We start from the raw sequence: 19068 nt of genomic DNA, 5'->3' as shown, positions 1-19068 counted from the left end.
ATGAAGACGAAATCTCATTTTTTGATACTGATACTATCAGTGTTTATACTTTCCTGTGCCAAGGATAATTTCATTGAACCGAAGACTAATCTTACAGGACAGGTTTTGTACAAGGGTGAACCTATTGGTCTGGAAACGGGAATGGCTATGCAATTATGGCAGCCGGGCTTTGGAAAACTTGCAGCTATCAATGTGTTTGTAAATCCGGAAGGCGCGTACTCCGCTATTTTATACAATGGCAATTATAAAGTTGTTTTTCCAAAAGGAAGGGGGCCGTTCAAAACAATTGAAAAGGATGCAGTTTCCAAGGATACGCTGTATCTGAATCTCGGAGGAGATCAGAAGCTGGACGTGGAAGTAGTTCCCTACTATATGATTCGTAATCCGCAATTTAATGGCGCGGAAAACAGGATTTCTGTATCGCTGAAATTGGAGAAGATCATAACGGACTCGAATGCGAAGGACGTTGAAAGGGTTTCTCTGTTCATTGGTAAGACAAAACTTGTTTCCAGAGCAATTAATATTGCAGTTACAGATGTACCAGGCGCTGATGTGCAAGATTTCAATAATATCTCAATTAGTGCTATAGTGCCCACGCTTTTGCCCGCACAAAACTATGTTTTTGCGAGAGTAGGTGTTAAAATGAAGGATGTAGAAGATATGATTTTCTCACCGGTTCAACGTATTGATCTATAAATTACCGGAGGAATAATCAGAGGTATCATTGTCCTAAATCAGAAGTTATTGCTCTTGGCAACAAGTATCTTATTGGACAAAAGCTTCTTTTAAGATTGAGCATACAGCTATCGCCTCAAAAGGGTGATAGCTGACTCAAAACAGCTTAACAAGAATATCGAATTTTTTTAAAGCTATACAATTGATTTAAATGACAGTTTTAATGAGGAAGTACGCCACCGTATTGTTTTTAGGATTACTAGCATTAGGTTGTGCCCACAATCAGATGAGTAATTCGGGTGCCAAAACCGGAAATACCAAACAGGAAGGCCGTCGGGCTGAGGTCCTTTTCCTGGGGCACAACAGCAAACACCACGACTCCGGTAAGTACGCACCTTGGCTCGCTATAAAGCTTTTCAAGAGTGGTATCAACATGACTTATACCACGGATCTCAAGGATATCAATACCGAAAACCTGAACAAGTATGACGGGCTGATCATCTATGCAAATCATGATACGCTGGCCCCGGCTCAGGAGAGTGCTATGAAAGCATTCGTGGAAGGAGGAAAAGGACTGATACCGCTTCATTCTGCTTCAGGGTGCTTCAAAAATTCTGACTGGTATATCAAAACGATTGGCGGCCAGTTTGCCTCACATAAAGAGGATACTTTTGAAAATGTAATTCTGAAAGCTGATCATCCCGTGATGAAGGGCATTACAAATTTTAAAACCTGGGATGAAACCTATGTGCATAAAAATCTGAACCCGAATAAAATCGTATTGGGTGAGCGTGTGGAGGGCGATCACCACGAGCCCTATACCTGGGTAAGAAATCAGGGAAAAGGGCGCGTTTTCTATACAGCGTATGGTCATGAAGATAAAACCTGGACCAACAAAGGTTTTCTTGATCTGGTAAGAAATGGCGTACTATGGGCAATGGGTGATAAAGTTCAGGATCAGATCAAGGCTTTGAATCTGCCTGATGTAGACATTTATGACTCTGACACCATTTCTCAATATACCAAACGTCATGTTGTTCCGAAAATGCAGGAAGCATTAAGTCCGGCAGAATCCAACAAACTGACACAGGTTGCCAACGATTTTGACATTCAGCTGTTTGCAGCGGAACCGGATATTACCAACCCAATCGCCATGGCATGGGACGAAAAAGGTAGACTTTGGGTGGTTGAATCTGTGGATTATCCAAATACTTTCAAGGAAACGGATGGTGCTGCCAACGACAGAATCAAGATTTGTGAAGATACGGATGGTGATGGCAAAGCAGACAAGTTCACTGTGTTTGCCGATAAATTGAATATTCCTACCAGCATGGTGTTCTCGAATGGTGGAATTATCGTATCCATGGCTCCTGATTTCGTTTTCATGAAGGACACCAATGGTGATGATGTAGCTGACGTGCGTGAGGTGATCATGACGGGCTGGGGTAAAAATGATACGCATGCAGGGCCTTCCAATCTTCAGTATGGTTTTGATAATAAGATCTGGGGAGTGAATGGCTATTCTGGTTTCAAAGGATCTATAGAAGGTAAGCCATTCAATTTTGGTCAGGGTGTTTATCATTTTAAGCCTGATGGAAAAGAATTTGCTTACCTCGGAAGCAGTAGCAATAATACCTGGGGGTTAGGCGTGACAGAAGACAATAACGTATTCCTGTCAACAGCCAACAATACGCACAGCGCATATTATTCTATGCCTGCCAAATATCTGCAACGCTCTGTTGGTGATCCGGATCAGCCTTCTATCCAGGCGGTCCATAAAATTGATGGCCATTATGATGCGCACTCTATGACACCTAACCTGCGCCAGGTGGATGTGGTAGGTGGTTTTACATCGGCAGCAGGGCATCATTTCTACACAGCTCGTAACTATCCGAAAGAATACTGGAATAGAACTGCATTTGTAACAGAACCTACTATTCGTTTGATTCACAAAGCAATCATTGAACGGGATGGTGCAGGATTTAAGGAGAAAGATGGATGGAATTTTATGGCGAGCTCGGATGAGTGGTTTGGACCGGTACATGCCGAAGTAGGTCCTGATGGTGCCGTTTGGGTAGCGGATTGGTACAACTTCATCATTCAGCATAATGTATTCGTACCTGCTCAGTCTCCTTCTGAATTTATACTGCCATTCAAAGAGCAACCACACGGACCCGGTAATGCATTCAGCAGCCCTATGCGTGATTTGAACCACGGTCGTGTTTACAGAATCGTTTATAAAAACGCGAAGAAAGCTCCGGCTATGAAGCTGTCAAAAGATGATTTGCCCGGACTGATTACCGCTCTTCAAAACGATAACATGTTCTGGAGAATGACGGCACAGCGATTACTGGTTGAATCGAAGAAATTGTCTGTATTGCCTGAGTTGTATAAAATCATTGCTGATCAGAAAGTGGATGAAATCGGGCTGAATAGTCCGGCTGTACATGCTTTGTGGACTTTGCACGGACTGGGCGCACTGGATGGTTCTAATGCCGAAGCGTTGCAAGTTGTAGACAAAGCTTTGACTCATCCTGCAGCCGGAGTAAGAAAGGCAGCCGCTTCGGTATTGCCAAAAACAGAACAGAGTTTTGGAGGTATTCAGAAACTGATCAAAGATGCTGATCTGAATACGCGTCTGGCTGCTTTTGTGGCGCTTGTTGAGCTTCCTGCTTCTGAGAAAATCGGAGAGGTCATATATCAGTCATCGCTGGATGAACAGAATGCAAATGATGCCTGGCTTTCAAAAGCGCTGTTTGCCGCTGCCGTTACACATGAAAAAGGATTTTTAGCTGCTGCTGAAAAGCAGTCTATGAAGTCCAAATTCAGCGAGGAAATTGTGGCAGCACTGAATAAGGAAGTATATGCGCTGGGAAGGAGAAATACAATGCAGTTCCCTCCTGATGTTTCAGGAAAGGAAATTACGATAAAAGCCAGTGTGACCAAATCCCGCGATCGCGCTTTAAAAGGATTCATCGCCGGACAAGGTGGAAAAAATGGCGGTTATGGTTTGTTTATTCAGGACGGTAAACTGATTATGGCTGTGAAGCAACACGGTATGGTGAGTCAGGCGGCAACTTCAGCACCTCTTCCTGAAAAATTTGATGTCGTAGCTAATCTTGCCGGAGATGGAAAGATCACCATTTATATAGACGGCAAGCTGGCTGCGGAAGGAAAAGCGCATATGCTGTTTACAACACCTCTGTCCAACTCATTCAGAACGGGTGAAGATGTGGAAGGTGATGATAAGATTGGTACCTACGAAGGACGTTTCGGCTTTGAAGGAAACTTCCAGAAAGCATCTCTGGAACTAAGCCGTCCGAACAGTAAAGGTGCTTCAACAGCTGTTGCAAATGCCACTAAACCTGTAAGTTCATCGAACAGCAATGCGTTGGTGATTGATCTGCAGGTGGTGCCGGAATTATTGCAGTATGACAAAAAACTGATTCAGGTGAAAGCTGGCCAAAAGGTGATAATCAATCTTGAAAACCCAGATGGCATGCAGCACAATTTGTTGATTATCAAGCCAGGTTCATTGCAGAAGGTAGGTAAAGCAGCAGATGATATGCTGTCGGATCCAAAGGCAGCTGAAAAACAGTATGTGCCTAAAATTCCTGAAGTGCTGTTTTCGACTAAGCTTGTCAGTACAGGCGAAACAGCCACACTTGAAATCACGATTCCGTTGACACCAGGCGATTATCCGTTTGTATGTACTTTCCCCGGACATTGGCGTGGAATGAACGGAATACTCAGAGTGACAAAATAACATAGACTAAACCTAACCCTTAACGCCTTTAACTTCTTAACTACTTTAACTTCTATTTTAAATGATCAGATTGATTTTAAAAGCTTGTCTGTTTTTGACGCTGTTAGCGATTACTGCTGAAACCAGAGCGGACGGTCCGGGACAAAAGAAAGCGATACGGGTATTGCTCGTCGGAGGAGGTGAGTCTCACGATTTCGACAGATGGTATAAACAGGAGGATGTAGCAACATTACAGGAAGGCGGGTTTGCTACCGTTGAGTATACAAACGATCCTTCCACGATCCTGTCGCACTTGCCGAATATCGATGTATTGTATTTGGCCAATAATCAACCCATCAAAGATGAGGCTACGCGTAAGGCTATCTTCGCCTTTGCTGATGCAGGTAAAGGACTTATTTTAGCTCATCCTGCGCTTTGGTACAACTGGAAAGACTGGCCTGAATACAACCAGAAACTGGTGGGTGGCGGCTCAAAGGGACATAATAAATATGGTCCGTTTGATGTGACAGTAACCAACAAAAAGCATCCTGTTATGAAGGGTGTTCCGGCTACTTTCAATTTGAAAGACGAGTTGTATTATCTCAAAACGGATACATCAGGCTCTCCGGTTGAGGTATTGGCGACAGCAAAAGCAAAAGAATCAGGCGATGTATTCCCAAGTGTAATGATTGTGAAGTATCCCAAAGCACGTATCGTAGGTATTGCCTTAGGTCACGATGCTGAGTCGCATACAATCCAGCCCTATAAAACTATTTTAAGGAATGCCGTGAAGTGGGCTGCTGGGAAGTGATTGAAATTAGGAATTAAGAATTAAGAATTAATACAGGACCGAGCCATCATTACGGCTAAAATTCAAAATAGCCCTGAAAGGGCGTGATCTCTGAGCCATGGGTATCGCCCATGGAAAATGTTCGGGATTCGGAATTGATAAAAATATTATTATCCAATAAAAACAAAAAACATGAGTCAGAAGCAAATTACAGTCGTTATCGTAGGTATGGGTTTTGGAAAAGAATTCATCTCTATTTATCAAAGTCATCCGAATATCAAAGCTGTCGGTATCTGTACCCGTAGCAAACAAACCCGTGATGAGCTGACTGCGAAATTCAATCTGGACCCGAATCTGGTATTTGAGAATTTTGATGATGTTCCAAAAAGAGATGATGTGGATGCGATTCACATTGTAACGCCTGTTCCTCAACACGCTCAGATGACCCTGGCTTCGCTTAATGCCGGAAAGCATACAGCCTGTACCATTCCAATGGCCATGACCAAAGAGGATTGCATCGCCATTGTGGATGCAAAACGCAGAGCGAACAAAGTATATATGATGATGGAAACCGCACTATACACACGCGAGTTTTTGTATGGACTTGATCTGGCCAAGACCGGACAATTGGGTGATATTCAGTTTGTGCGTGGTTCTCACATTCAGGATATGAGCATGGACGGATGGGATGAGTACTGGAAAGGATATCCGCCGATGTTGAACGGAACCCACGCCATTTCTCCTCTTTTGAAAATTAACAACACAATTGCAGAAACCGTAGTTTGCCATGGTTCCGGACGTCTGTCTGAAGATCTGGCTAGCCGTTACGGCTCTCCTTTCGCAGTTGAAACCGCTACATTCACTCTGAAAGATTCAAATGTAGTAGCAGAAGCAACACGTTCTTTGTTTGATGTGGTACGTCAGTATCGTGAGAGTTATGATGTGTACGGGACAAAAATGTCGTTCGAATGGGAACAGCTTCAGGATGAAGATCACGTGATTTTTGATGGAGGTGAAAATGCAAAACGCATTTCTATTCCAGATACGGATGATTTGCTGATTGAACCGATCAAACATTTTACAAGAAGAGAAAAAATTGATGACCCGAATCACGTTTCCTTCCTTCAGGGAGCAGGGCATGGAGGTTCTCACCCACACCTTGTACAGGAGTTTGTCGCTGCTATTATAGAAGGAAGAGATTCTGCTGTGGATGCGGCTCTTGCCGCGAATTATACCTGCGCAGGTATCTGCGCGCACGAGTCGGCTATGAACGGCGGTATTCGTGTACAGATACCAAGCTTCGAAGCGTAATCTTATCTGTTAGTTATCAGCCTGAAAGGCTCATATATCTCTGCCACGGGCATTGCCCGTGGCAATATTCCGAATTTAAAAACATCAAAATGTTATTTGGAGCAAGCACATTCATTTGGGTATCCCCGTTTTCAAGTGCCAATGTCGATTTACTGACCAAGGTAAAAAACATGGGCTACGATATTATCGAAATAGCTGTTGAAGATACCAGCATTATCGACTGGAAACTGATTAAGGATATTGCCCGCGACCTCGACTTAAAAATTACAATAAGTGGCGCATTTGGTACAGAAAGAGATATTTCTAGTACGGAGCCAGCTTACAGGGAATTGGGTAAACAATACATTATTGACTGTATAAAAATTGCTCAGGATGTAGGCAGTCCTGTTTTTGGCGGACCGGTTTACTCGGCAGTAGGTAAAACACGTCTCGTTTCGGAAGAGCAGAAAAAACAGGAGAGAGAATGGTGTGTAAACACCTTGATAGAGATAGGGGAAATCGCTGCTGATCATGGCGTTGTAGTAGGTTTGGAGCCACTCAACCGGTTTGAAACGGATATGGTGAATACGGTTGATCAGGCACTTTCTATCGTACATGAAGTGGCAAGCCCGAACCTCAAAATTGTGCTGGATACCTTCCATTCCAATATTGAAGAAAAAGACATTCCTGCTTCGATACGTAAGATCGGGAAAGATTTGCTTTGCCACGTGCAGGGCAATGAAAGTGACCGTGGTACTCCGGGTACCGGGCATTTGGAATGGGAGGGAATCAGCGAAGCTTTGATGGAAATCGGCTACAAGGGAGCGGTGGTGATCGAAACATTTGGTCAGCCTTCTAAAGAACTCGCAAGAGCAGCGTGTATATGGCGGCCACTAGCTAATAGTGCCGACGAACTCGCAAGTGAAGGACTTGCTTTTTACAAGCAGGCTTTTGGACAATAGTAAATTCTGCTACAAAACTCAGGTAAAATGTTTTATCTGGTGAGCCGCATAGGGGCGAACCACAACCACACCATCTATGCGAATTCTAATCTTTTTGGTTTTATTCTTCGGGGTATACGACAGCATGGCGCAAATCCCCGTTGATACCAAAGGCTTTGACAAAAAGTCGGGTGTACAGGTTTCACAAAAAGGAAATGCACTGAATATTGAATGGCCTGCCGGAGACTCAGAAACCGGGAGAATCATATTGGATCTCCGTGAAGCAGAATCCCTGTTTCACGGACTACAGATCGGTACAGAAGGAAAATACAAAACCATTGCAGAGAAGCTGGATCCCGCTGTTATTCTGACAGTAGGTAAGCGCGATCTCGTATCTCAAAATGGATGGAATATCTTCTTTGATAAAACAGCCTATCAGAAATACACAAGTTATCCGGTGAAATTGGTGAAGTCTGGTGTAAAGGTGATCACATCAGGCGCTCAAACAGAAATTATAGTTTCAGGCGCTACGGCGGGGCCTTTTTCCGGAGCCTATCATGTCACGTTGTATAATGGAAGTCCGCTGATGAATGTAGCGGCAGTGATGAACACCAAAGTAGATTCACTGGCTGTTATTTATGATGCGGCAATGGTAGGAAAGGATGTACCGTGGAAGAAGATTTTCTGGTCGGATACTGAGAATTTTATCAGGAATACAAATGCTGTAAAAACGGATACCGTTGAAATGATGGCCGTAAAATACCGCACCATTATTGGTGAAGGGGCGGAGGGAAGTCTCGCCGTTTTTCCTGCTCCACATCAATATTTTTATCCATTGGATAATTGCTATAACCTCGAACATGTCTGGTATGGCGAAAACTACCGGACGCTGATTCCGGGATTTGGAATCGGTATCCGGCACGATCTGCTGGGTGACAGAAGATGGGTGCCCTGGTTCAATGCTCCTCCGGGCACACAGCAGCGCTACAACTTCTTTTGTCTGTTGAGCGGAGAAAAGGACGGCAAGGTATTGGAGAAAGTGAAAGCATTTACGCATAATGATACCTATGCGCCGTTGCCAGGTTATTACACGATGTCGAGTCATTTTCATCAGGAACATTCAGATGATGTTTTGACGAGAAAACCAATGCCGGAAATGCCTGGTTTCGTAAAAGCATTTCGTAATACTGGAGTCAACATTGTTCATCTCGGAGAGTTTCACGGGCCGGGTAGTCCACGCGGACCGGAAGCTAAAAGATGGCCTGAACTGAAAACTATGTTTAGTGAATGCGAGCGGCTATCGGGTGGGAATTTCCTTCTGCTGCCCGGTGAGGAACCCAATAATTTCTTCGGGGGACACTGGATGAATATTTTCCCTAAGCCGGTGTACTGGCTCATGTCCAGGGAGAAAGACCAACCGTTTGTAGAGAACCATCCGGAATATGGAAAACTATACCGGATCGGAAACAAGGAAGATATGCTCAAACTGCTTGAAATAGAAAAAGGACTTGCATGGACAGCACACGCACGTACGAAAGGTTCAACCGGATATCCTGACAAGTACAAAGAAGAAACATTTTACAAGTCGGACAGATTTTTAGGAGCGGCCTGGAAAGCAATGCCGGCAGATTTATCTCAACCCAAATTGGGCAAACGTGTACTTGATCTGATGGACGATATGGCCAATTGGGGACAGAAAAAGTACGTGATTGCTGAAGCAGATCTGTTCCGTATTGAGCCAAACTACGAGTTGTATGGTCACCTGAATGTTAACTATCTGCAGCTGGATGAGCTTCCACGTTTTGAGGATGGATGGCAGCCGGTTTTAGATGTGATGGAAAAAGGTAAATTCTTTGTCTCGACAGGAGAAGTGCTTTTGCCATCTTTCAAAGTAAATGGAGTAGGATCAGGGGAAACTACGAAAGTGGATAAGGCAGGGAATGTTACGATCCATCTGGATGCGAGCTGGACTTTTCCTTTAAATCGTGCAGAAATTATTTCGGGCGATGGAAATGAGGTTTTTCATGACGTAATCAACCTGAATGATACGCAGGCTTTCGGACAGAAGTCATTCAGTTTTACCAAAAGTATGAAGAACAGAAAATGGCTGAGACTGGAAGTTTGGGATGTGGCAGCGAATGGCGCCTTTACACAAATCGTTTGGCTCGAATAGCAATCTTTGGATAGAATTGAGACGGCTGTGTCTTATAGAGGAGAAATATCAGACTAACTATTTTAAACCTTAATCGATGAAATTATTAAAACTAACGATGGGCGCGTTGCTGATTGGGTTAACCTTTCAGAACTGTGCGAAAAAAGAAGAAAAGAAAGAAGAAGCTACCGCAAGCAGTCGTGAAATATGGACAAAGGAGCAGGCCAAAGAATGGTACGGCAAGCAGGGATGGCTTGTAGGTGCCGACTTCCTTCCAAGCACTGCTATCAATCAGCTTGAAATGTTTCAGGAAGCTTCTTTTGATACAGCAACAATTAACAGAGAGTTGGGTTGGGCAGCAGGCATCGGAATGAATACCATGCGTGTATATCTGCACGACTTGCTATACGAGCAGGATTCAGCTGGTTTCTTCAAAAGACTGGATGTATTTTTGGATATAGCCGATAAGCACAAAATCAAACCGATGCTGGTATTGTTCGATTCTTGCTGGGATCCATTCCCGAAACTGGGCAAACAGCGCGATCCGAAGCCAGGCGTTCACAATTCAGGCTGGGTGCAAAGCCCCGGTTTGGAAGCATTGAAAGACAGTGCGCAATATCCCCGTTTGGCAAGATATGTAAATGGTACCGTGGCCAAATTTGCTAACGATGACCGTGTGCTTGCGTGGGACATCTGGAATGAGCCGGATAATCCGAATACAAGCTCCTATGGTAAAGTAGAGCTTCCGAACAAGGTTGATTATGTGTTGCCATTGATGAAAGATGCGTTTGTATGGGCACGTGCCGCGAGTCCATCGCAGCCACTAACGGTAGGTGTCTGGGCTGGTGACTGGGCTACACCTCAGACTTTAAAACCTATAGAAACAGCAAGTATCGAGGAGTCTGACGTGGTAAGCTTCCATAATTATGACAAGCCGGAAGATTTCGAAAGACGTATCAAGCAATTGCAGCAATATGATCGTCCATTAATTTGTACCGAATACATGTCGCGTGGAAATGGAAGCTTTTTCGAAGGATTTTTACCCATTGCTAAAAAGTACAATGTGGGCGCAATCAACTGGGGACTGGTAGATGGTAAATCGCAGACAATATATCCTTGGGATAGCTGGAAGAAAACGTATACCAAGGAGCCTGATCTATGGTTCCATGATATCTTCCGCAAGGATGGTACCCCGTATCGTCAGGCAGAAGTTGATTTAATCAAAAGCCTGACTGCGGCGAAGTAAGGTCTTTTGCCACGGATGCACGAATGTTCACGAATATTAGTTAGTGAAAATCTGTGTATCCGTGGCTAATTTTTTATAATCCCTGCTGCGTCAGCAAAAGATCTTCAAGGGTCTCCCGGCGACGAACAAGACGGGCTTCGCCGTTGTCTACCAATACTTCCGCTGGCCGGATACGTGCGTTGTAATTCGAACTCATTGTAAAACCGTAGGCTCCTGCATTGAGAAATGCAAGTGTGTCCCCTTGCCGTACTTCCGGCAGGTTTCTGTCAGAGGCAAACGTATCTGTTTCACATATATAGCCAACCACGTTGTACGGTTTTTCCTCGCCAGTAGGATTGGATACGTTCAGAATGTGATGGTAGGAACCATACATCATTGGACGGATCAGATGATTCAATCCCGAATCAACATGTACGAAATTTCTTGCCGGATCTTCCTTTACTACGGTTGTCGTTACAAGTAAATACCCCGATTCGCTCACCAGAAATTTTCCCGGCTCAAACCACAGCTGTAACTCCCGGCCATATTCCGAACAGAACTTTTTGAAACGTTCTGAAATCTTATTTCCCAGTAATTCCATGTCTGTAACAGCGTCACCAGGCATGTAAGAAACCTTAAAGCCACCACCCAAGTCAACAATTTCGAGATCAGGGAAATGTTTCGCGGTTTCAAAAAGTATATCGGCTACTTTCAAAAATGGTTCAGCATCTTTAATATCAGAACCGGTATGCTGATGTAAACCGATGATTTTGATATCGTACTTTTTTACAATTTCAAGAATATCATCAAGAAGTAATACTGAAATTCCGAATTTGGAATCAGCATGAGCCGTCATGATCTTTTCATGGCCTCCGGCTGCAACGTTGGGTTTGATGCGTATGAGACAAGGTTTGGTGTTTCCAAATGTTTGTCCGAACCATTCCAATAAAGGCAAACTGTCGACATTGACAATTGCACCCGCTTCCACGGCTTCTTTTACTTCATGGAATGGAACGCCGCTTGGCGTAAATGTAATCTGGTTTGCTTCATATCCCGCCAGCTTTCCCATTTCAAACTCACCCGGCGAAACAACGTCCAGTTCAACGCCGATTTCCTTCATCAGACGAAGAACAGCCAGGTTTGTATTGGATTTACAGGCAAATTTAATCTTCATGTTCACCCCCGCAAACGCATGTTGTAACGCCTCTGTTTTCCGGCGAATGGTGGCACCATCATAAACATAAAGCGGACTGCCAAATTTTTCTGTTAGCTGAGTGGGGTCTATCCCCTGGATTGTATATTGATTTTGGTCAGAAAGTTGCATTGAAATAAAATGGGTATTGAATGAGAGAATTTGGGTCCGCTTTTAATAGTTAGATACAGTATTTATCAAGATAAACAGCCATTTCCTGTTGGATGCTTTTGGCCTCTTCTTCTGCTTTTTTAGCAAAATCAGTACCGCTTCCTGCATAAATGATGCTTCGTGATGCATTGATCAGCAAACCACAGCTGCTATTCATGCCGTATTTGGAAACTTCTTCCAGGTTTCCACCCTGCGCGCCAACACCTGGTACAAGTAAGAAATGATCGGGTACAATTGTTCTGATATGGGCAAGATCTTTTGCCTGAGTAGCACCGACTACATACATCATACGGTCCGCTCCGGCCCATTCCTGCGATTTTCTGAGTACATGCTCATACAAAGGTTTGCCGTCTGATTCAATCCTTTGGAAATCACTTCCACCCGAGTTGGACGTCAATGCAAGCAAAATGACCCATTTTTTTTCGAATTCGAGAAACGGTAAAACGGAATCGCTTCCCATATAAGGAGCAACCGTCACAGAATCAAAATTCAATCCTGACGATGACGGATCAAAAAAAGTTCTGGCGTATAATCCTGAGGTATTACCGATATCACCTCTTTTAGCATCAGCGATTGTAAAATGCGATTCAGGAATATACTCCATCGTTTTCTGAAGACTTTCCCAGCCTTTTCCACCCATGGCTTCGTAAAAAGCAATATTAGGCTTGTAAGAAACGCAGTAATCAGCCGTTGCATCAATAATCTGTTTATTGAATGCAAACACCGGATCCGGCTCGCTCATCAGATGTGAAGGAATTTTACGTATATCGGTGTCCAGACCAACACAGAGGTATGATTTCTTCGAGGAAATATGATCAAAAAGATTCTTATACGTCATGATTTTCGAAATGTTGCGCCGAAATTACAACCAATGACAATAGATTCATAAATTTGCAGACAGATATCAGTAATTAACATCATAACAATCAGCAATTCACAACACCTATGCAGATCAGAGAAACATCCATCAAGGGTTTAGTAGAATTAACACCACGCGTTTTCAGAGATGATCGTGGCTTTTTCTTTGAATCCTATAATGAGGGAGTATTCAGGGAGCTTGGCTTACCCACCAACTTCGTTCAGGATAATCAGTCATTCTCTGTAAAAGGGGTTGTACGCGGGCTGCATTTTCAAAATGCTCCGTTTGCACAAGGTAAATTGGTCAGGGTTATATCCGGCCGTGTATTGGATATTGCTGTGGATATCCGCCCAGAATCACCTACGTTCGGCAAGCACGAAGTGTTTGAATTGAGAAGTGATACCAACAATATGGCTTATATACCAGAAGGGTTTGCACATGGTTTTGTGGCGTTGGAAGATTCAGTATTCAGCTATAAGTGTACCAATGTATATAATAAAGAGTCTGAATCGGGACTACTTTGGAATGATCCTGAGTTGGGTATAGACTGGGGTGTATCGGATCCTATTGTTTCAGAAAAGGATATAATCCTGCCTACTTTAAAGGAGCTTTTCGGAGAGATCAAAAAATAGGAATTGCCACAATCAAATTTGATGATCGGGGAATTGGATAGTTACAGCTATTGAATTCCCCGTACTATTTTTCAAATAATTCTTCCAAAGCCTTCGATGCGACTTTCCTGGCTGAGTGAGGATTTTGTCCAGTGATAAGACGCTCGTCGAGTTCTATGAATTCCATAAAAGGAATCATGGATTTGGTATAATGAGCTCCGTTTTCTTTGAGTTTGTCTTCCAGAGAAAAAGGCACTTCACTTACAAATGCCTGTAGCGTTTCTTCCATGTTGGAATGACCCGTAAGGTACTTGTCGCTGATCAGTAATGATCCATCAGAAAGCTTGATATTTAGCAAACCGCATACACCGTGGCACACTGCGCTCACGATACCGTTGTTTTCATAAATGGTTCGGGTGAGTTTCTCTAATGCCGCATTGGAGGTCAGATCCCACATAGCTCCATGCCCCCCGGCATAATAGATGAGCCGGTAGTCTTCTGCATGCACCTGTTCGGGCGTAAGGGAGTGGGTGATCTTTTCCTGAAATTTCTTGTCGTTCCAATAGTGCTGATTCACTTCATCTTTCAGATCCAAACTACGCTCGTCAATTGGAATTTGTCCTCCCTGCGGGCTTACGATATCAATAATGATCCGACGTTTAATCATCACATCGTAAAAGTGTGTAAGCTCACTTAACCACAGTCCAGTTTTACCAGATTTAGTAGGATAGGTGTCATGGTTGGTACAAACGATGAGAACTTTCATGATTTTGTGCAGGATGATATGGCTGAAAGATACCATAAAATCAATGCAAATTCCAGTCGCGCGATAGTGAACTTATATCAAACCGATAGTAACTGATTTTTATAGGCGAAAGCAACAGCTGCAGCAGTGGTCTTAGTTCCGGTTTTTTCCAGAACTCTCAAGCGGTGCCCTTCCACCGTACGGACGCTGATAAATAGTTTTTCGCTAATCTCAGTAGTAGAAAGGCCATCACAAATGAGTTGCAGTACTTCTTTTTCTCTGGCAGATAAGGCTACATTGGAAGCATTCGGGAAGAACGGGTGTTTATTAGGCTGTCGGTTTATCATTTTCCGATGCATTGCTTTCGATACAAAATCATTATAGTAAAAGCCCTCATCAACAACGCGTCGTATTGCTTTTTCTACTTCATCAGGACTTGTATCTTTCAGCAGATAGCCCTGCACACCCTTTTCAAGCATGTGGATGACGAAACGGTCTTCATTGTACATCGAAACAACGATGATCTTTACCTCCGGAAAACGCTCAAAAGTAGCCTCTGTGGCCTGAATTCCATCCATTACCGGCATTTGTAAATCCATGAATACGATGTCCGGTGTGTTGATCGCCATTTTGTCCAGAAGCTCTTGTCCATTCGCTGCTTCAAGCATAAACTCGAAGTCAGGAATGCCACTGAGCATGGAAATAAATCCTTTCCGAAACAGCTCGTGGTCGTCGGCGATGGCTAATTTGAGCATGGTTATATAAATCAGATAATCACTTTTTCACGACGAAATGGATGTAATGGACCGGGTTTACTTTCCGGTACATCAGATATAATAGGAACCAGGGCTAATGCGCAGGAACCGCCGTTTCCGTTTTTACTATATTGTACTGTACCATTGACGATAGCAAGCCGGCTTTCGATGCCCAGAAGGCCCAGACCCGCAAGATGTCTATCTTTAACAGCCTCGGGATCAAACCCGATTCCATTATCTGTAACTCTCAGGCCTATAAATTTGCCATTCATTTCCAGACTTATATCAATGATAGAGCAATTGGCGTGTTTAATAGCATTATTGACCAACTCCTGCATAATACGATAAATGGTCAACTCTATCTTTTGTCCTTGTCTCGGAAGTTCCTCTGTTCCGGCGTTAAATGTGATAGCGAGTGTATTTCCTTCTTCCAGTTTATGAATAAACTCATCGATAGCTTCTGCCAGTCCAAACCTTTCTAATGTTGTCGGAACAAGATCACGTGTAATACGCCTTACGTGCAGAATTGTTTCCTCCACCAAAGATTGCGTTTTTTTCATAATCTGCTCGTCCTTTCCATTGTTTTCGCCAATCACCTTGCTAAGTTGATTTAAACTTAGTTTTGTCAGAGAAAGCATAGTGCCTATGTCGTCATGGAGATCCTGAGCAATTCTTCTACGTTCCGTCTCCTCTGAATTCAAGGCAGTATCAAGCAGCAGCCGACTGTAATTCTTCTCAATATCATTCAGTTTCTTTTCCTCAGAAAACCGACGCTTTTGATAATACAGGACGAAAGATATAACAAAGAAAGCCATCATCAACATGGCAAACGTTCCCACGAACAAGGTCCATATCATTTGTTCAGTTTCTTGCATAATAACGGGCTGAAAAGACTCCGATTCCTACAGTAAACAAAAGGATACTTACAATTTCAAAAATGTAAGGTATACGTTCCAGCAGCCCGAGATTCATCATTGAATTCCATTGGGTAGCATAGTGAAGTGCAGGAGCAATAAATACCATGCTTGAATAATATAATAATAACCCGGCGCAGACCCAAAAAAAGGGAAATGTCAGCAGATTAGGAATTTTTAATGATCTGATCAATTCATAAAAATACATCAGAACTATTAAAATCATCAATATAGATTCTGCGGTAGCTGAGTATTGAACGAGTCGATGAAGATGTAAATTACTCAGGTTCTCATTACATTGCCAGATATCCCAGAGTGTGAAAATACTGAAAATAACTGATAATGGTATCAGGCAACGACGTATAACTTCATGTTCAAATTTGAAGTAGAACATGCCGCTGAGTAAAGCATACCTGATCATCACTGATATATTAAATAGTACCAGGTTATTGGATCTTTCAGCCGCCAGGTGAAACATCGCTAAGTCAATAAGTAACTTGAAAATCAGGAAAAATAAAAGTAACCGGAAGGAAGGGTCAATATATGCCTTCCGGTAAATGATCATAGTCAGTGGCAGCAAGGTAACTACCACTGATATCCCGGCAAGTATATCGTAGTTGAAATAGTGAAGGTATTTTTCAATCATTTAGTTTGTTGGTTCCTTTATTTAGAAGACGAGCCAGGATTTGGTACCGTGTTAGGTATCTGTTGGAGGTGGTGGTGCACAGTTTTTAGGACAAAGCGGACCGTCACCCATAGCAGATCCGGAGCCGTCTTTAAGGCCGATTGGATGTTGGAGGTCGTTTCCGTACTGATCGACCGGAACAATGATCACTCTTGATGTTCTTTTCCCACTTCCCTCTCTACCAACCCTGACAGCACTTTCAGCATGGTCCTCATTTCGGCTACCGTAATAAACACGGAATCCTACGCATTCATCTTCAAATGTGCCAATAAGCTTTTTGAAGGTTTTTAAGCCGAAGAATTCAGCCTCTACATAATTATCTTTTCCTCCTCCTTCAATCTCAGTTCTGCGCCTCTGATGGGCATCTTTGATCTTTTTTGCATCTGCGGCAAGGAGAATTTCTCCTTCATCGCCTGTAAATACAACTTCCTTTCGAGTCATAAGCTTAAAGCAGATTAATTGTGAGGTAAAATATTTAACAACAGGATAAAATTAGATTGAAGATGTTTTAAAGCCAAGGAAATATATATAAACTGATTTAACGGTAAAGTAATTAAGTTTCTGATAATTAGATATTTATGTTTAATTTTTAGCTGTTTTTTGCTAATAATCATATGCTGATTTTTAATTACCTTCATGGAGTCGGCACATCTGAAGTGCCATAAAATCAGTCCGGGTTTGTATATTTCACCCTAACAATGACTTGGTCAGTTGGTTTTCGATGGTGTTTCTCTTTAAAACTTATCCTTTTTTGTAAATATGAAGCCGTCAATTTCTATTGAGTATTGCCCTAAGTGTAACTGGTTATTAAGGGCCGCTTGGATGGCTCAGGAGTTGTTATCTACTTTTAGCGACGACCTGCATAGCGTAAAGCTTATACCATCTGAGGTTGCCGGGCGGTATGTCATTTACCTGGATGATGCTCTGATCTGGGATCGGAAAAGAGAAGGCCATTTTCCTGAACCGAAGGAACTGAAACAGAAAGTCAGGGACATTATTGATCCTGAAAGAAGCCTGGGGCATAATGATAGGTGAGAGATTTGCTTTTATTGTAGACAAAATGGCATCCACCTAGGAAGTATACTGCCCATTTGACAGCAGAATTCGATTTTTGCTTAAAAACCATATTAATCAATCTTGTTAACTAAGGCGTTGACTCGCAGTTGTTTATTGTTGCTATGGGTCGCTTGCTATGGTAATAAATTTGGTGGTAATAAATCTATGGCACATTGTTTATCGTTATATAGGTTAAAATTGTTAACCTAAACATACGATGGTCATGGAAAGCAAACTAAAAATACCGCAGGAGATGTTGATGAACATAGATTTTATCAATACCGTAAACGGTGGAATGAGTGAGCCAGCCATTCAACTCGAAAGAGGATCGGATGGTTTTGAGGTTGTTGTCAAAATTCCTGGCATCGAAGTTGACGATCTGCAGCTTGAAGTCGTCAGAGGTAAAAAGAATTCAACCAGCCTGAAATTGTTTCATTTACTACCTATATTTTCACAAGATTCTCTTCCGGAAGAAGAGCAGTGGAGGACAGTTCGGTTCATTAATACATTTGTTATACCAGAAGGAGTGAGTGTCGAAAATATCTCAGCCAGATATGATGATAGTTACAGACATCTTGTACTCCACCTGCCTTATGGTGATGAGCAGGGGGATTATAGAAGAAAAGTAGAGATAGACCGGTGGTAAAAGCGGAAAATTGTGAGGCCTGCAACTGACAATTGCAGGTTTTTTGTGCCCATACATATCGTAATAAGCATTTTTGATAAAGGATATGCTATTTTTATTATAATAAATTACACCCTGCCAATAGTTTGTGTTAAAATATTGCAAAGCTTTAAAATTTGCTGAAAAATAGCTTTTTCAATTCGTAATTTAGTGGGGCAAAAGCAAGTTTACACCTCCCAGCTCAACGTTATATGAAAAAGTCGAACATCTTCGCATACATTGAACTTTCTAAGTTAGTAGAAGAATTAAAGCAGTCCGCTTCCTCAGAAAAACTAAAAGAAAAGCTCAAAGCGCAGTCTGCCTATTTCACCATCATTGAACCTCGTTATTTTTCCGATTCTCTTATGCCCGAATGGGAAGGAATACTCTCTTTTACAAAACAGAAGCAAGCAGGAGTTGATGAAGAAGGACATGTAGTTTCCAGTGCTACCCTAAATTCTATCGACAGCCTTTCTTTGAGGGACTGTCAAAATCTTGTGGATAAGCTCAATGTTCTGTTTGAAAAGTTGAAGAACGAATTTGAATAAAAACAAAAAAGACCTGCTTCACAGGAAACAGGTCTTTGACATAAATCAGT

18 protein-coding genes are annotated in these 19068 nt (G+C 42.7%); 11 read left to right on the top strand and 7 right to left on the bottom strand.

Features of this window, described 5'->3' with window-relative positions:
- From AC1XUE_RS09550 to AC1XUE_RS09520, 7 genes are all read left to right on the top strand, one after another.
- Complete coding sequence (locus AC1XUE_RS09550; RefSeq protein WP_483355705.1) at positions 1–696, top strand: DUF3823 domain-containing protein; 696 nt, start codon at positions 1–3, stop codon at positions 694–696.
- Between the two features lie 202 nt (positions 697–898).
- Positions 899–4441 (top strand): PVC-type heme-binding CxxCH protein, encoded by a 3543-nt coding sequence (locus AC1XUE_RS09545; RefSeq protein ID WP_483355704.1) that lies wholly within the window; start codon positions 899–901, stop codon positions 4439–4441.
- A gap of 61 nt (positions 4442–4502) precedes the next feature.
- Entirely contained in the window at positions 4503–5231 is a 729-nt protein-coding gene (locus AC1XUE_RS09540; RefSeq protein WP_483355703.1) for a ThuA domain-containing protein, read from the top strand.
- A 171-nt stretch (positions 5232–5402) separates the two neighbouring features.
- A complete protein-coding gene (locus AC1XUE_RS09535) occupies positions 5403–6521 on the top strand; it encodes a Gfo/Idh/MocA family protein (RefSeq protein ID WP_483355702.1) in 1119 nt (372 codons plus the stop codon).
- An 89-nt stretch (positions 6522–6610) separates the two neighbouring features.
- A complete protein-coding gene (locus tag AC1XUE_RS09530; protein ID WP_483355701.1) occupies positions 6611–7462 on the top strand; it encodes a sugar phosphate isomerase/epimerase family protein in 852 nt (283 codons plus the stop codon).
- 76 nt (positions 7463–7538) lie between these two features.
- Complete coding sequence (locus tag AC1XUE_RS09525) at positions 7539–9614, top strand: CehA/McbA family metallohydrolase domain-containing protein (RefSeq protein ID WP_483355700.1); 2076 nt, start codon at positions 7539–7541, stop codon at positions 9612–9614.
- A 76-nt stretch (positions 9615–9690) separates the two neighbouring features.
- The gene (locus AC1XUE_RS09520; RefSeq protein ID WP_483355699.1) at positions 9691–10839 is read left to right on the top strand and encodes a cellulase family glycosylhydrolase; all 1149 of its coding nucleotides are present in this window, start codon (positions 9691–9693) and stop codon (positions 10837–10839) included.
- 73 nt (positions 10840–10912) lie between these two features.
- Here the strand turns inward: AC1XUE_RS09520 and lysA are convergent, their stop codons facing one another.
- Both lysA and pyrF read right to left on the bottom strand, forming a co-directional pair.
- Positions 10913–12142, bottom strand: coding sequence for a diaminopimelate decarboxylase (gene lysA, locus AC1XUE_RS09515; RefSeq protein ID WP_483355698.1), 1230 nt, complete (start codon positions 12140–12142; stop codon positions 10913–10915).
- A gap of 49 nt (positions 12143–12191) precedes the next feature.
- Positions 12192–13019, bottom strand: coding sequence for an orotidine-5'-phosphate decarboxylase (gene pyrF, locus AC1XUE_RS09510; protein WP_483355697.1), 828 nt, complete (start codon positions 13017–13019; stop codon positions 12192–12194).
- A gap of 107 nt (positions 13020–13126) precedes the next feature.
- Between pyrF and rfbC the strand changes: the two genes are divergently transcribed.
- Entirely contained in the window at positions 13127–13672 is a 546-nt protein-coding gene (gene rfbC / locus AC1XUE_RS09505) for a dTDP-4-dehydrorhamnose 3,5-epimerase (RefSeq protein WP_483355696.1), read from the top strand.
- Positions 13673–13736: 64 nt separating this feature from the next.
- Here the strand turns inward: rfbC and AC1XUE_RS09500 are convergent, their stop codons facing one another.
- The 5 genes from AC1XUE_RS09500 to AC1XUE_RS09480 form a co-directional block, all read right to left on the bottom strand.
- A complete protein-coding gene (locus tag AC1XUE_RS09500; protein WP_483355695.1) occupies positions 13737–14417 on the bottom strand; it encodes a type 1 glutamine amidotransferase domain-containing protein in 681 nt (226 codons plus the stop codon).
- 77 nt (positions 14418–14494) lie between these two features.
- Positions 14495–15157, bottom strand: coding sequence for a response regulator transcription factor (locus AC1XUE_RS09495; protein ID WP_483356017.1), 663 nt, complete (start codon positions 15155–15157; stop codon positions 14495–14497).
- Positions 15158–15162: 5 nt separating this feature from the next.
- Positions 15163–16026: a sensor histidine kinase gene (locus tag AC1XUE_RS09490; RefSeq protein ID WP_483355694.1), complete on the bottom strand. Its 864-nt coding sequence runs from the start codon at positions 16024–16026 to the stop codon at positions 15163–15165.
- Positions 16013–16711: a hypothetical protein gene (locus tag AC1XUE_RS09485; protein ID WP_483355693.1), complete on the bottom strand. Its 699-nt coding sequence runs from the start codon at positions 16709–16711 to the stop codon at positions 16013–16015. Before AC1XUE_RS09485 ends, AC1XUE_RS09490 begins: the two co-directional genes overlap by 14 nt.
- A gap of 51 nt (positions 16712–16762) precedes the next feature.
- Positions 16763–17191, bottom strand: a complete 429-nt coding sequence (locus AC1XUE_RS09480) for a hypothetical protein (RefSeq protein WP_483355692.1) — start codon at positions 17189–17191, stop codon at positions 16763–16765.
- Positions 17192–17509: 318 nt separating this feature from the next.
- On the opposite strand from AC1XUE_RS09480, the gene AC1XUE_RS09475 reads away from it, so the two are divergent.
- The 3 genes from AC1XUE_RS09475 to AC1XUE_RS09465 all read left to right on the top strand — a co-directional run bounded on the left by AC1XUE_RS09475 (position 17510) and on the right by AC1XUE_RS09465 (position 19018).
- Positions 17510–17785 carry an Rdx family protein gene (locus AC1XUE_RS09475; protein WP_483355691.1) on the top strand — a complete coding sequence of 92 codons (276 nt, stop codon included), beginning with the start codon at positions 17510–17512 and terminating at the stop codon, positions 17783–17785.
- Positions 17786–18029: 244 nt separating this feature from the next.
- Positions 18030–18452, top strand: a complete 423-nt coding sequence (locus AC1XUE_RS09470) for an Hsp20/alpha crystallin family protein (RefSeq protein WP_483355690.1) — start codon at positions 18030–18032, stop codon at positions 18450–18452.
- Between the two features lie 230 nt (positions 18453–18682).
- Entirely contained in the window at positions 18683–19018 is a 336-nt protein-coding gene (locus tag AC1XUE_RS09465; RefSeq protein WP_483355689.1) for a hypothetical protein, read from the top strand.
- The last annotated feature ends 50 nt before the right edge of the window (positions 19019–19068 follow it).

This window comes from Dyadobacter sp. HNCC25DJ187 (assembly GCF_056895255.1).
This window is presented reverse-complemented; position numbering and strand designations above follow the sequence as displayed.